The organism is Roseburia hominis A2-183 (assembly GCF_000225345.1).
GTDB lineage: Bacteria > Bacillota > Clostridia > Lachnospirales > Lachnospiraceae > Roseburia > Roseburia hominis.
Map to the genome: position 1 here is coordinate 1,073,663 of NC_015977.1, position 14,634 is coordinate 1,088,296.

At 50.4% G+C, this 14,634-nt stretch carries 12 protein-coding genes and 1 other RNA gene; all 13 read left to right on the plus strand.

The window, feature by feature from the left end; translation table 11 throughout:
- Positions 1 to 166 precede the first annotated feature (166 nt).
- The 13 genes from RHOM_RS04850 (at position 167) to dnaK (ending at position 14,559) form a co-directional block, all read left to right on the plus strand.
- Complete coding sequence (locus RHOM_RS04850) at positions 167 to 1,180, plus strand: deoxyguanosinetriphosphate triphosphohydrolase (protein WP_014079150.1); 1,014 nt, start codon at positions 167 to 169, stop codon at positions 1,178 to 1,180.
- A gap of 87 nt (positions 1,181 to 1,267) precedes the next feature.
- Complete coding sequence (gene dnaG / locus RHOM_RS04855; RefSeq protein WP_014079151.1) at positions 1,268 to 3,073, plus strand: DNA primase; 1,806 nt, start codon at positions 1,268 to 1,270, stop codon at positions 3,071 to 3,073.
- Between the two features lie 83 nt (positions 3,074 to 3,156).
- Positions 3,157 to 4,365 carry an RNA polymerase sigma factor RpoD gene (gene rpoD / locus RHOM_RS04860; protein ID WP_014079152.1) on the plus strand — a complete coding sequence of 403 codons (1,209 nt, stop codon included), beginning with the start codon at positions 3,157 to 3,159 and terminating at the stop codon, positions 4,363 to 4,365.
- A 3-nt stretch (positions 4,366 to 4,368) separates the two neighbouring features.
- Entirely contained in the window at positions 4,369 to 5,091 is a 723-nt protein-coding gene (locus RHOM_RS04865) for a tRNA (adenine(22)-N(1))-methyltransferase (protein ID WP_014079153.1), read from the plus strand.
- A gap of 40 nt (positions 5,092 to 5,131) precedes the next feature.
- On the plus strand, positions 5,132 to 6,814 hold the full coding sequence (locus RHOM_RS04870; RefSeq protein ID WP_014079154.1) for a nucleoside kinase: 1,683 nt from the start codon (positions 5,132 to 5,134) through the stop codon (positions 6,812 to 6,814).
- A gap of 54 nt (positions 6,815 to 6,868) precedes the next feature.
- An RNA gene (rnpB, locus tag RHOM_RS16665) (RNase P RNA component class A) lies at positions 6,869 to 7,240 on the plus strand.
- 160 nt (positions 7,241 to 7,400) lie between these two features.
- On the plus strand, positions 7,401 to 8,483 hold the full coding sequence (locus RHOM_RS04875; RefSeq protein ID WP_014079155.1) for a type IV pilus twitching motility protein PilT: 1,083 nt from the start codon (positions 7,401 to 7,403) through the stop codon (positions 8,481 to 8,483).
- Positions 8,484 to 8,600: 117 nt separating this feature from the next.
- Positions 8,601 to 9,008, plus strand: coding sequence for a hypothetical protein (locus RHOM_RS04880; protein WP_014079156.1), 408 nt, complete (start codon positions 8,601 to 8,603; stop codon positions 9,006 to 9,008).
- A 26-nt stretch (positions 9,009 to 9,034) separates the two neighbouring features.
- The gene (locus RHOM_RS04885) at positions 9,035 to 9,898 is read left to right on the plus strand and encodes a DUF5685 family protein (protein WP_014079157.1); all 864 of its coding nucleotides are present in this window, start codon (positions 9,035 to 9,037) and stop codon (positions 9,896 to 9,898) included.
- A 15-nt stretch (positions 9,899 to 9,913) separates the two neighbouring features.
- The gene (locus RHOM_RS04890) at positions 9,914 to 10,552 is read left to right on the plus strand and encodes a J domain-containing protein (protein WP_014079158.1); all 639 of its coding nucleotides are present in this window, start codon (positions 9,914 to 9,916) and stop codon (positions 10,550 to 10,552) included.
- A 286-nt stretch (positions 10,553 to 10,838) separates the two neighbouring features.
- Positions 10,839 to 11,891 (plus strand): heat-inducible transcriptional repressor HrcA, encoded by a 1,053-nt coding sequence (gene hrcA, locus RHOM_RS04895; RefSeq protein WP_014079159.1) that lies wholly within the window; start codon positions 10,839 to 10,841, stop codon positions 11,889 to 11,891.
- A 13-nt stretch (positions 11,892 to 11,904) separates the two neighbouring features.
- Positions 11,905 to 12,564 (plus strand): nucleotide exchange factor GrpE, encoded by a 660-nt coding sequence (gene grpE / locus RHOM_RS04900; RefSeq protein WP_014079160.1) that lies wholly within the window; start codon positions 11,905 to 11,907, stop codon positions 12,562 to 12,564.
- Between the two features lie 108 nt (positions 12,565 to 12,672).
- Positions 12,673 to 14,559 carry a molecular chaperone DnaK gene (gene dnaK / locus RHOM_RS04905; protein ID WP_014079161.1) on the plus strand — a complete coding sequence of 629 codons (1,887 nt, stop codon included), beginning with the start codon at positions 12,673 to 12,675 and terminating at the stop codon, positions 14,557 to 14,559.
- Positions 14,560 to 14,634 lie beyond the last annotated feature (75 nt).

The following is a 14,634-nucleotide window of genomic DNA, read 5'->3' on the forward strand; positions in this document are numbered from 1 at the left end:
GTACCACACTCCTTGTTCATTTGGTGGTTATAGTATAGCATTTTTAGCGCAAGGAAACATGATTTTTTCAAACTGTGTCGAAAAAAATAGAGGAAATCCACTCCGGACGCAGAATTATATATATGGAGTCACTGCGTAGTGCGTGACGAAAAAGAGGAGATAATACATGTCGATACGGGAAGAAATAGAGAGAATGGAGTGCGAGACCTTAAGTCCGTACGCCACGCTCAGCATTCATTCTAAGGGCAGAGATGTGTATGAGGAGCCGTGTGATATCAGACCGGTATTTCAGCGTGACAGAGACCGCATCCTGCACAGCAAGGCGTTCCGGCGTCTCAAGAACAAAACGCAGGTGTTTCTGACGCCGAAGGGCGATCATTACCGGACGAGGCTGTCCCATACACTCGAGGTATCGCAGAATGCCAGAACGATCGCAAAGGCACTGCGCCTCAATGAGGATCTGGTCGAGGCGATTGCGCTCGGACACGATATCGGGCATACGCCGTTTGGACATGCCGGCGAGTTCGTGTTAAACGGGCTCTGCGAGAATGGATTCCGGCACAACGAACAGAGTGTGCGTATCGTGGAGAAGCTGGAGAAGGATGGAAAGGGGCTGAATCTCACATGGGAAGTGCGGGACGGTATTTTGAACCATCAGTCCAGACTGATGCCGCATACGCTCGAGGGAAAGATTGTGCGTTTTTCGGATAAGATTGCCTATATCAACCACGATATTGACGATGCGATCCGTGCGCTGGTCTTAACGGAGGACGATATTCCGCTTGAACTCAGAAAGACCCTTGGTTTTTCCACCAAGCAGCGCCTCAATACGCTGATACATAACATTATCATGAACAGCAGGGAGAAGGATGACATCATGATGTCGCCGGAGATCGAGGAGGCGATGATCGATCTGCGCAAGTTCATGTTTGAGAACGTCTACAAGAACCCTGTGGCAAAGGGAGAGGAAGTCAAGGCGAAGGCGATGATCGAGCAGCTCTTTTACTTTTACAAGGAGCATCTGGATCAGCTCCCGGCAAAATATCTGCGCATGATGGACGAGGGCGAGAGCGCGGAGCGCGTGGTCGCGGACTACATCGCAGGAATGACGGATCAGTATGCCATCACCAAGTTTTCGGAGTACTTTTTGCCTCAGGCCTGGCAGGTGGACGGCTATTAAGACTGTGTCATGCCTGAGGCGTCCCAGGGCCTGGCAGGTGGACGGCTATTAGAATGGAAATAAAAAGCGGGAAGAAAGGAGCGGAAGATGCCGCGTTATTCGGATGAATTGATAGAAGAAGTGCGTTCGCGCAACGATATCGTGGACGTCATTTCGCAGTATGTGCGGCTGTCAAAAAAGGGCAGTACCTACTTCGGGCTGTGCCCTTTCCATAATGAGAAGACCGGTTCTTTTTCGGTCTCTCCCAATAAACAGATGTACTATTGTTTTGGCTGCCACGCGGGAGGCAATGTTTTTACCTTCCTGATGCAGTACGAGAATTACACGTTCGGGGAAGCGATGGAAGCGCTTGCTGAGCGGGCGGGCGTCGACCTTCCGAAGCAGGAATATACGGCAGCGCAGCGGCAGGAGGCGGATCGGCGGGCGCGTCTTTTGGAGATCAACAAGGAGGCGGCAAAGTATTTTTTCGTGCTGCTTCGCGGGGAGCGCGGAAAACGTGCGCTTGATTATTTTAAAAAGAGGGCGTTGTCCGATGAGACGATCCACAAGTTCGGGCTGGGATATTCGGATCAGTACAGCGATGATCTGTACCGGTATCTGCGGTCGAAGGGCTATGACGACGAGATCTTAAAGGATTCCGGTCTTGTCACGATCGATGAGGTGCGGGGCGGACATGATAAGTTCTGGAACCGTGCCATGTTTCCGATCATGGATGTGCACAATAAGGTGATCGGATTTGGCGGGCGCGTCATGGGAGATGGAGAGCCAAAGTATCTCAATTCCCCCGAGACGAAGATTTTCGACAAGAGCCGCAATCTTTACGGACTCAATTTCGCACGGGCGACAAAAAAGCCGCAGCTGCTCTTGTGCGAGGGATATATGGATGTGATTGCACTGCACCAGGCAGGGTTTGACAATGCCGTGGCGTCGCTCGGTACGGCGCTCACAAGCGGTCATGCCAATCTGCTCAAGCGCTATACCAAGGAAGTCTATCTGACGTATGACAGCGACGGGGCGGGGATCAAGGCGGCGCTCAGGGCCATCCCGATTTTAAAAGAAGTCGGAATCACGACCAAGATCATCAACATGAAGCCGTATAAGGATCCCGATGAGTTTATCAAGGCGCTTGGCGCGGAGGCGTATCAGGAGCGCATCGACCAGGCGGAGAACAGTTTTCTGTTTGAGGTGCGCATGGAAGAGCAGCAGCACGACATGCACGATCCGGAGGGCAAGACGGCCTTTTACAATGCGGTCGCGAAGATGCTTTGCGGATTTACGGAGAAGTTAGAGCGCGATAATTATATCGAGGCGGTTGCAGCCAAATACATGATCTCGTCGGACGATTTGAGAAGGCTGGTCAACCAGCAGGGATTAAAGGCCGGACTTGCCGGAGGAGGCAGGGCGTCGCAGAGCGTCGCGGACGCACAGGACGGTGCGCGCACAGAATACAAAAAGAGTGCGAAAAAGCGCGAGGACGGCATGGTGCAGTCGCAGAAGCTTCTGCTGACGTGGCTGACGAACAGTCCGGCGTTGTTTCCAAAGGTGCAAAGATATGTTGGTGCAGATGATTTTACGGATCCGATCTGCCACAGTGTGGCAAAAATGCTGTTTGAACAGTATGAGAAGGACGGGACAGTCAATCCTGCGCGGATCATCAGCACCTACGAGGATGAGGAGCAGCAGCGGGAGGCAGCGGGAATCTTAAACGCGACAATCCACCGGGTGGATACCAGGGAGGAACGCGAAAAAGCGCTGCGCGAGACCGTGATCCGCGTGCGGGAGAACAGCATCAATCATAAGCTGGCAAACACGTTTGACGTTCAGGAGATGGCGGCTCTGGCAAAAGAAAAGAATGAGCTGCCGGGAACGGTTCATATTCCGCTGGAGGAATGAGAGCGGGCAAAGAAGCAGGAATGTGGATGAAAATCTGCATTTAAGGACAAAATAGTAACGAACTATGAGAGGATGAAGCGAAAATGGCAAAAAAGAAAGAAAACACCGACAATAAGGAAGTTCTGGGAGAAAACAAGGAGAACTCTGCTGCAAAAACTGCCGATGCGGGAGCAGAGAACGGGGTGGCAAGTGCCCAGGAGAAGTTCCAGATAAAGTTAAGAGAACTGCTTGCGCTGGCAAAAAAGAAGAAAAACATGCTGGAGTATCAGGAGATCAGCGACTTCTTTTCCGACATGCAGCTGGATGCAGAGCAGTTTGAGAAGATTCTTGATTTCCTTGAGGCAAACAACATCGACGTGCTTCGTATTACGGATGACGACGTTGACGATGAGATGCTTCTTGACGTCGATGATGAGGATGAGATTGAGGTCGAGAAGATTGATCTTTCCGTTCCGGACGGTGTCTCCATTGAAGATCCGGTGCGTATGTATTTAAAAGAGATCGGAAAAGTGCCGCTTCTGTCCGCGGAGGAGGAGATTGAGCTGGCAAAGCGTATGGAGCTCGGCGATCAGGAGGCGAAAAAGAGACTGGCAGAGGCCAATCTTCGTCTGGTTGTCAGCATTGCAAAGCGCTATGTCGGTCGTGGAATGTTGTTTCTGGATCTGATTCAGGAGGGAAATTTAGGACTGATCAAGGCGGTGGAAAAGTTTGATTACCGCAAGGGATATAAGTTCTCCACCTACGCGACATGGTGGATCCGTCAGGCAATCACGAGAGCCATTGCAGATCAGGCGAGAACCATCCGTATTCCGGTGCATATGGTCGAGACGATCAACAAGCTGATCCGTGTCAGCAGACAGTTACTGCAGGAGCTGGGACGCGAACCTACTCCGGAGGAGATCGCTGCGGAGATGAACATGCCGGTGGAGCGTGTGCGTGAGATCTTAAAGATTTCGCAGGAGCCGGTATCCTTAGAGACTCCGATCGGTGAGGAGGAGGACAGCCATCTCGGTGATTTTATCCAGGACGACAACGTTCCGGTACCGGCGGATGCAGCGGCATTTACCCTGTTAAAAGAACAGTTGGAGGAAGTGCTCGGAACGCTGACAGAGCGTGAGCAGAAGGTGCTGACACTGCGTTTTGGACTGGAGGACGGACGTGCGAGGACACTTGAGGAAGTCGGAAAAGAGTTCAATGTCACACGTGAGCGTATCCGTCAGATCGAGGCGAAGGCGCTGCGCAAGCTGCGTCATCCGAGCAGAAGCCGCAAATTAAAGGATTATCTGGAGTAATCTATGGTAAAAATATCAGAACGTTTAAGAACGGCGGCAGGACTCATCGGAGAGGGAGAGCGGCTGGCGGATGTGGGAACCGATCACGGGTATGTACCGATTTATCTGGTGGAACGAAAGCACATCCCCAGTGCGATTGCGATGGATATCCGGACGGGACCGCTGGAGCGTGCCAGGGAACACATCCGGATGTACGGCATGGAAGACTACATACAGACTCGTCTGTCGGACGGCGTTGCGGCGCTAAAGCCGGGTGAGGCGGACACCATCCTGATTGCGGGGATGGGCGGCGGACTGGTCAAACATATTCTGGAGAGCGGGAGAGTCATCTGTGAGCAGGCACATGGGCTGGTTTTGCAGCCGCAGTCAGAGCTTCCGAAGGTGCGGCGTTTTCTGATGGAGAACGGTTATGTCACAGAGAGAGAAGAGATGGTCATGGAGGATGGAAAATATTACCCCATGATGCGCGTTCACTTTGATGCTTCCGCAGTCTCTCATGCAGACAGCTTTACAGAAGAACAGGAACTGGAATTCCGCTATGGAAAGCAGCTTCTTACAGAAAAACATCCGGTGCTTCTGGCGTATCTCCGCTGGGAAGCGCAGATCCAGCAGGATATTTTAACACAGCTATCCGGTCAGCCGGCGACGGAGCAGATTGCAGCCCGGATTGACGACGTAAAACAGATCCTCGCGCAGAACGCCAGGGCGCTTGCGTATTATGAATGACAAAAAGCCTTGAAGAAAAGGCAGAGGGGGAGAGATTCGTATGGGGAAAGATATGGTCAGCTTGACAATTGAAGGGGAAGTAAGACAATATCCGGCGGGAACCAGTTTCCTTGCAATTTCGCAGGAATATCAGGAAAAATATCCGGATGACATCGTGCTTGTGGTGTATAATAACCGGCTGCGGGAATTGAATAAGACGGCACAGCGGGACGGAACGCTTTCGTTTGTGACAACAGCCGATAAGACGGGAAAAAAGACATACCGCAGAAGCGTTACGCTTCTGATGCAGAAGGCGGTCTACAATCTCTGGGGAAGCGAACATATCAGCGTCCGTGTACTCTATTCCATCGGTCAGGGATATTACTGCGAGCTGCGTGAAAAGGCAGACGGACAGGAGCGCGTGATTGCGGTGGACGAAGAGCGCGCCATAGCGCTGAAAAAGGAGATGTACCGTCTGGTGACGGAGGATATCGAGATTGAGAAGCGCAGCATGAACACAGATGATGCGATTGCACTGTTCCATGACCTCGGGATGGAGGATAAGGAAAAGCTTTTTAAATACCGCCGCAGTTCCAGAGTTAATATCTATGTGCTTGATCACTATAAGGACTATTTTTACGGATTCATGGTGCCGTCTACGGGCTATCTCCGCTACTACGATATTGTGACGTATGAGGATGGATTTGTACTTCTGTTCCCGAATGAGAATACAAGAGAAGTGGCAGAGTTTGCACCTTCCGGGAAGCTGTTCCACACGCTGAAGGCTTCGCGTGAGTGGGGGCGCATGCTAGAGATCGGCACGATTGGCGCGCTTAATGACGCGATTGCGGAAGGACGCATGCAGGAAATTATTCTGACGCAGGAGGCACTGTTTGAGGAACGGATCGGTCATCTGGCAGATACGATTGTAAAGTCGGGAGGCAAAAAGTTTATCATGATTGCCGGACCGTCTTCCTCCGGAAAGACCACCTTTTCACACCGCCTTTCTATCCAGCTTGCTGCGAAGGGATTAAAGCCGCATCCGTTCCCTCTCGATGATTATTATGCGAACAGGGATCAGTGCCCGCGCGATGAGAACGGGGAACTCGATCTGGAATGTCTGGAAGCGCTGGATGTGGAGCTGTTTAACCACGACATGAATGAACTGCTTGCGGGCAAGCGCGTCAATCTGCCGGTCTTCAATTTTAAGACCGGCAAGCGGGAATACAAGGACCGCTACATGCAACTTGGAAAAGAGGACGTACTGGTCATCGAGGGAATCCACGGACTCAACGACAGGCTGTCCTGCTCGCTCCCGGTGGAGAGCAAGTTCAAAATCTACATCAGTGCGCTGACCCAGCTCAACATCGACGAGCACAACTGCCTGCCAACAACGGACGGCAGAATGATCCGCCGGATTGTGAGAGATGCGCGCACGAGAGGAACTTCCGCAAAGGAGACCATTGCCATGTGGGATTCGGTGCGCCGCGGTGAGGAGCGCTACATTTTCCCGTTCCAGGAGGGGGCGGACGTGATGTTTAACTCGGCGCTGATCTATGAACTGGCAGTGTTAAAGATGTATGCCGAGCCGCTGCTGTTTGCCATTGACAAGGATTGTCCGGAATATCTGGAGGCAAAGCGCCTGCTCAAGTTTCTGGATTATTTCCTTCCGATGCCGAGCGACGGTATCAGCCAGAATTCGATTATCCGCGAATTCATCGGCGGTTCCTGCTTCAATGTATAGGATTGCTTTGACATTTTGCGGAAAGCACATTATAATAAGCAATAGTTGCGGTGATAAGTAGAACAAATGATCGCGGCCCAGCATTGCTGGGGTGAGGAAAGTCCGGGCTTCACAGGGCAGGATGCCGGATAACGTCCGGTGGAGGCGACTCCAAGGATAGTGCAACAGAAATATACCGCCGGTTCCGGTAATGCCGGAATACGGTAAGGGTGGAAGGGCAGTGTAAGAGACTACCGCCGCGCTGGTAACAGAGCGGGCATATGTAAACCCCATCCGAAGCAAGACCGAACAAAAGCGTTGACGCGGCCCGCCAGCTTTAGGTAGGTTGCTTGAGGTGGCTGGCAACAGTCATCCTAGATAGATGATCATTCCGACTGTGGCTTGCCACGGTTTAGACATAACCCGGCTTATCGTTCTGCTTATCATTGTCACATAGAAGTATCTGAGAGTCGCGCAGCGGCTCTTTTTATTTCATAGGGAATACCGTGATACATTAATGTGTGAAAGTAGAACCTTCCTAGAAATAAAAAACGCTCTGCGGGGATGCATTGCATTTCCCTATGAAGCAATAAGAAGGAGTTTTTCTATGAACGGCATAAAACTTTTTAATGATCTTATGGAATATGCGGATGGCAAAGGTGCATCGGATGTACACCTTGTCCCGGGAAGAACGGCGATGCTTCGGATTGACGGAGAACTGACTGCCGCAGGGCAGGAGGACGCCGCAGAATGGCAGGATGCGGATCTTACAGAGGTGACGGAGCAGATCTTGTCCGGGGATCAGCTGGAAGAGTACCGCACGAAAGGCGCGCTGGTATGTAGCTATTCATTTTCCAAAGCGTTGCGTCTGCGTGTGTCCATATACAGACAGCAGGGAAGAGATGCCATGTCCGTAAGACTGCATCCGACCGGGGTTCCTGCCCCGGAGAAACTTCTGTTACCGGAGGAGATTACGGAGCTTGTGAAAAACGGGCGCGGGCTGCTTCTTGTCACGGGAGGCAGAGGAAGCGGAGTGACGACGACGGTGGCATCACTTGCCGCACAGATTGCCGCAACACAGTCAAAGGTCATTGTCTCTGTGGAGGATACGACAGAATACATCCTTCCGCAGGGAAGGGGACTGGTTGTGCAGCGGGAGATCGGAGCGGACTGCGCTTCCAGGGAGGAAGCCCTTGCGATGGCGCTGCAGCAGGATGCCGATGTGATCCTTCTGGATGGAATCGGGAATGAGCGGGAGGCCGGGCTTTTGTTTGCAGCAGTCAGGAGAGGGCAGTTTGTGATTCTGGCAGAGAAGGAGGACAGTGTGACGGCGGCATTGCTCCATCTGGTACAGTGCGGCGGGAGCACATCCGGTTCGCAGATCCTTCTGGAAAGTCTGGCGCAGGGACTGGCGGGGGCTATGGCGCAGAAGCTGCTGCGGCGGCAGGATGAAGCCGGGCGCGTGGCTGCCTATGAGGTTCTGGTGGCGGATGCCGGGGTGCGCAGTCTGATTGCGGAGAACCGGATACAGCAGCTGGATACGTCCGCCGGAGCAGAGAAGGAGCGTGGCAGAGTGCAGATGGATGATGCGATTTACAATCTTTATATGAAGAGCTGCATTACGTCCGGGACGGCGATCGCAGGAGCAAAAGATCCGGAGGATATGAGGAGAAAGGTGCGCCTGTTTTGACAGGCAGCCTGAAATCTAATCAAAGTCTAAAATGTTTCTAAAAAGACGATAGGAAGGTTGACAGTCTATTTTGCAGGGCTTAACATGATCTCATGATCCGGAAAGGAAGGAATGGATATGAGAGAAAAACTGCAGCGTTTTATGACTGGACGGTATGGAGCGGATGAGCTTGGGAGAACCTTGAACATCGTGGTATTGGTGAGTCTGGTTGTGTCGATGTTTAGCGGGCTTCTGCCGGTGCTTTCCATTTTTTACTGGTTTGGAATTGCGCTGATGATTTATAATTGTTTCCGTATGTTTTCAAAGAACGTCTCGAAGCGTTACGAGGAGAATCAGCGGTATCTGAGCAGGCGCTACAAAGCAGTTGTGAAGCGGGATCAGTGGAAGAAGCGCTTCGCACAGAGAGATACCTACCGCTTTTTCAAGTGTCCTGGATGCAGGCAGAGAGTGCGGGTGCCGAAGGGAAGAGGCAAAATCTGTATTACCTGCCCGAAGTGCAGGAGAGAATTCATCAGAAGAAGCTGATCTGGCAGGGCAAAGGAGAACTTGGAATGTTCGGTTACATAAATATCAATCAGAAGATCATGACAGAGGAGAACCGGAAGGCATATCAGGCATATTACTGCGGACTGTGCCAGAGACTCAAATCCAACTGTGGTGCAAAAGGACAGATGCTGCTCAACTATGATATGACATTTCTGATCGTTCTTCTGACGGGCTTGTATGAGCTTACGAATGAATCCTCCGAGATTACCTGCGCGCTGCATCCGACCAGGAAGCGGCAGGTGTGGATCAATGAGGCGACAGATTATGCGGCGGATATGAATCTGATTGTAGCCTATCATAATCTGATTGACGACTGGAAGGACGAGAAAGCCTATACGAAGAAGGCGTTTGCAAAGATGCTGGATAAGGACTATGCGCGCGTGATAGAGAAGTATCCGCGCCAGGTTCACGCAGTGGAAGAGTTCATGCGAAAAACAGACGAGGTGGAGGCAAGAGGCGAGACGAACCTTGATGTGGTGGCAGGTCTGACCGGAGAGATGCTGGGTGAGATTTTCTGCTGGAGAGAGGATGAGTGGCAGGAAGAGCTGCGCACACTTGGCTTTTACATGGGAAAGTTCATCTACATTATGGATGCCTATGAGGATTACGATGAGGATCGCAGGAAAAAGGAGTACAATCCACTCGTCTATGCGATGCGGGAGAGTGCGGATGACATGGATACGCTCTGCCGTCTGCTGCTCACGAGCATGATGTCCGAGTGCGCCAAGTCGTTTGAGCGCCTTCCGATTTTATTACATGCGGATATACTGCGGAATGTGCTGTATTCCGGCGTATGGTCAAAATACGAGTATCTTCAGCTGAAAAAACGCAAGGCGGAAGAGAAGAATAAGAAAAAAGCGCGCAAATAGCGAGGTTACACATATATGACAGATCCATATCAGGTGCTCGGCGTATCGCGGGGAGCCTCAGATGAAGAGATAAAAAAGGCATACAGAGCACTCAGCAGAAAATACCATCCAGATGCGAATGTGAACAATCCGAACAGGGATGAGGCTGAGGAGCATTTTAAGGAAGTACAGCAGGCATATGACCAGATCATGAAGGAGAAGCAGCAGGGCGGTGGATACGGTTATGGCGGCGGCTACAGCAGCAATTCCGGCGGTTACAGTTACGCCGGCAGCCATGGATTCGGTCAGAATGAATCGCCGAAGATGCAGGCGGCTGCAAATTATATTGCAAGCAGACACTATGTGGAGGCGTTGAATGTGCTGAACGGAATTCCGTTTGGGGAACGCCGGGCGCGCTGGTACTATTTCAGCGCGATTGCCAATCAGGGCATGGGCAATAACATCAACGCGATGGAACACGCAAAGCGTGCGGTGGAGATGGAGCCGAGCAATATGGAATACCGGCAGTTTTTACAGCATCTTCAGTATGGCGGCACATGGTATACCAGCATGGGAAGTGACTACGACAGACCGTATGCGAGCGCAGGGAACTGGTGCTTAAGCCTGCTCTGTCTGGATCTCCTCTGCAACTGTTGCTGTTTCCGACCGTTTTAGCGGAAGTTTTCCGCCTGACGGGCGGATATAGATGGAGAGAAATGTGTATTCTATTATAATAGAAGAAAGTGATGCGGGAATCCTCCGGAGGACATGGAACCTTCGGAGGATTTTTTCTATTTATAAACAAACTATAAAATCACAAATAAAACACAACTTTTATGAAAAATCCTGTTGACAAAGAAATAGGTTGGTGCTATCTTAAGTACGTAAGGTGTTAGCACTCCATAGCAACGAGTGCTAATAAGACAAAAGGAACTGCAGGAAAAGCAGCAGGAGACCAGCGATGGACGAGATGGAATTAGATGAACGTAAAGTAAAAATTTTAGATGCGATCATCCGCAATTATCTGGAGACAGGCGAGCCGGTTGGGTCGAGAACCATTTCAAAATATACAGATCTGAATCTGAGTTCTGCGACCATCCGCAATGAGATGGCAGACCTGGAGGAACTGGGTTATATCCTGCAGCCGCATACTTCCGCAGGACGTATTCCTTCCGATAAGGGGTATCGGTTTTATGTAGATCACCTGATGGAAGAGAAGAACCGTGAGGTAGATGACATGAAGAAGTTCGTCATTGAACACACGGAAAAAGTAGATCAGGTTCTTCAGCAGGTGGCAAAGATGCTGGCGGCAAATACCAACTATGCGACGATGGTGTCGGCACCGAGCTACCACCGCAACAAGGTAAAGTTCATACAGCTTTCCAATGTGAATGAAGAACAGATACTGGCAGTGATTGTCACGGAGGGTAATCTGGTCAAGAACAAGATTATTCCAGTATCCGAGCCGATCGACAATGAGACGATGCTGAAGTTAAATATTCTGCTGAACTCGAATCTCAACGGTCTTGCCTTGCAGGATATCAATCTCGGCACGATCGCCAAGTTGAAGGAGCAGGCGGGAATCCACAGCGACATCATCAGTGATGTGCTGGATACCGTGGCAGAGACGATGGGACAGGATGAGGATATCCGGATCTATACGAGCGGGACAACGAACCTGTTCAAATACCCGGAGTTAAGTGATTCCACAGAAAAAGCGAGTGAACTGATCTCCACATTTGAGGAGAAGCAGCAGCTTGCATCACTTGTCACTGAGAACCTGTTGGAAGATAAGAGCACAGGGATTCAGGTTTATATAGGAAATGAAAGCCCGATTCAGACGATGAAGGACTGCAGCGTGGTTACAGCAACCTATGAATTGGGAGAAGGGATTCGCGGAACCATCGGTATTGTAGGACCGAAGCGAATGGATTATGAGAAAGTCATGGATAACCTGAAGGTATTGAAGAATTCTCTCGATGGAATTTTGGACAGACCAAAAGGTGAGACATAGATGGAGGATTGGAATGGCAGAGAAAAAAGAAGAAATGATGGAAGAAGTATTAGAGGATCTTGAAAAAGATGCCGCAGAGAAGCAGGCAGAAGAGGTAAGCGAGGCGGAGGAGACAGAGGCTGAAACAGAAACAGCTGAATCCGGCGAGCAGGCAGAAGAGACAGAGGAATCTGAGGCAGAGGACGGACAGGAAGCACCTGCCGATGAGAAGAAGGGATTCTTTAAGAAAAAGAAAGATAAAAAAGACGAACAGATCGAGGAACTGAATGATAAATTAAAACGTCAGATGGCAGAATTCGACAACTTCCGTAAGCGCACAGAGAAAGAAAAAACACAGATGTACGATATGGGAGCAAAAAGTATCATTGAGAAGATCCTTCCGGTGATTGACAATTTTGAGAGAGGACTGGCAGCAGTACCGGAGGAGCAGCGAGAAGATGCGTTTGTCGTCGGGATGGATAAAGTATACAGACAGATGCTTACCGAGCTTGATGCAAGCGGAGTAAAGCCGATCGAGGCAGTCGGTCAGGAATTTGATCCGAACTTCCACAATGCAGTGATGCAGGTGGAAAGCGAGGAGTACGATTCCGGAGTGGTCGCACAGGAGTTACAGAAGGGTTATATGTATAAGGATTCTGTTGTGCGCCACAGCATGGTTGCAGTGGTATCATAGCAGCCGTTTTATCAGTCAGACGTGCCGGCATCGTAAGATGTCCGCGTTAATATAAATGCAGCAAAAGTAACAAATTTGTTTTTAGAATATGATGAGGAGGAATCTATCATGGGAAAAATTATCGGAATTGATTTAGGAACAACAAACAGCTGTGTAGCAGTGATGGAAGGTGGAAAACCTACCGTTATCGCCAACCAGGAAGGCGCAAGAACAACACCGTCTATCGTAGCATTTACGAAGACCGGTGAGAGACTCGTCGGTGAGCCAGCAAAGCGTCAGGCAGTCACCAACGCAGAGAAGACAATCTCTTCCATTAAGAGACATATGGGAACCGATTACAAGGTAGCAATCGATGACAAACAGTATTCTCCGCAGCAGATTTCCGCAATGATTCTGCAGAAGTTAAAGGCAGATGCGGAAGGATACCTCGGAGAGAAAGTAACAGAAGCAGTCATCACGGTTCCGGCTTACTTCAACGACGCACAGCGTCAGGCAACCAAGGATGCAGGTAAGATCGCAGGACTGGATGTAAAGCGTATCATCAACGAGCCGACAGCAGCAGCACTTGCTTACGGTCTTGACAATGAGAAAGAGCAGAAGATCATGGTATACGATCTCGGCGGTGGTACATTCGATGTATCTATTATCGAGATCGGTGATGGTGTCATCGAGGTACTTTCTACAAACGGTGATACACACCTTGGCGGTGATGACTTCGATAACAGAGTGACACAGTGGATGATCGATGAGTTCAAGAAGGCAGAGGGCGTAGACTTATCCACAGATAAGATGGCACTTCAGAGATTAAAGGAAGCAGCTGAGAAGGCAAAGAAAGAGCTTTCTTCCGCAACCACAACCAACATCAACCTTCCGTTCATCACAGCAACTGCTGAGGGACCGAAGCATTTTGATATGAACCTGACCAGAGCAAAGTTCGACGAACTGACACATGATCTGGTAGAGAAGACCGCAATCCCGGTTCAGAATGCAATGAGAGATGCCGGACTGACCAACGCTGATCTGGGTCAGGTATTGTTAGTAGGTGGATCGACACGTATCCCGGCTGTACAGGATAAGGTAAGACAGCTCACAGGCAAAGAGCCGAGCAAATCCTTAAACCCGGATGAGTGTGTAGCCATCGGTGCTTCCATTCAGGGTGGTAAGCTTGCAGGTGATGCCGGTGCGGGTGAGATCTTACTTCTGGATGTAACACCGCTGTCACTGTCCATCGAGACCATGGGTGGTATTGCAACAAGACTGATCGAGAGAAATACGACTATCCCGACCAAGAAGAGCCAGATCTTCTCCACCGCAGCAGACAACCAGACCGCTGTAGACATCAACGTTGTACAGGGTGAGAGACAGTTTGCAAGAGATAACAAGTCCCTTGGCCAGTTCCGTCTGGATGGTATCCCGCCAGCACGTCGTGGTGTACCGCAGATCGAGGTTACATTCGATATCGATGCAAACGGTATTGTAAACGTATCCGCAAAGGATCTGGGAACAGGCAAAGAGCAGCATATTACAATCACAGCTGGTTCTAATATGTCTGATGATGAGATCGATAAGGCAGTCAGAGAGGCAGCTGAGTACGAGGCACAGGATAAGAAGAGAAAAGAAGCAATCGATGCAAGAAATGATGCAGATTCCTTCGTATTCCAGACACAGCAGGCACTGGATCAGGTTGGCGCAAACCTGGATGCAGCCGATAAGTCGGAAGTAGAGAACGACATGAATGCAGTGAAGTCATTCCTGGATGCACATCAGAATGCAGAAGAGATGACAGAGGCGGATGTGACAGAGTTAAAATCCTTGCAGGAGAAGCTGACACAGAGTGCACAGAAGGTATTTGCAAAGATGTATGAGCAGACACAGGCAGCACAGGGTGCAGCAGGCGCAGGTCCTGATATGAGCAATATGGGCGGTGCAGGAAGCACAGGAAGCACAGGCGCTGCAAACGACGATGTTGTAGATGCGGACTTCAAGGAAGTATAATCTGACAGAAGCTGCGGCATTTACAAAGAAGCCAGAGTGTGTTACGATATTTCAACGCAGTGTATAAAACATGGG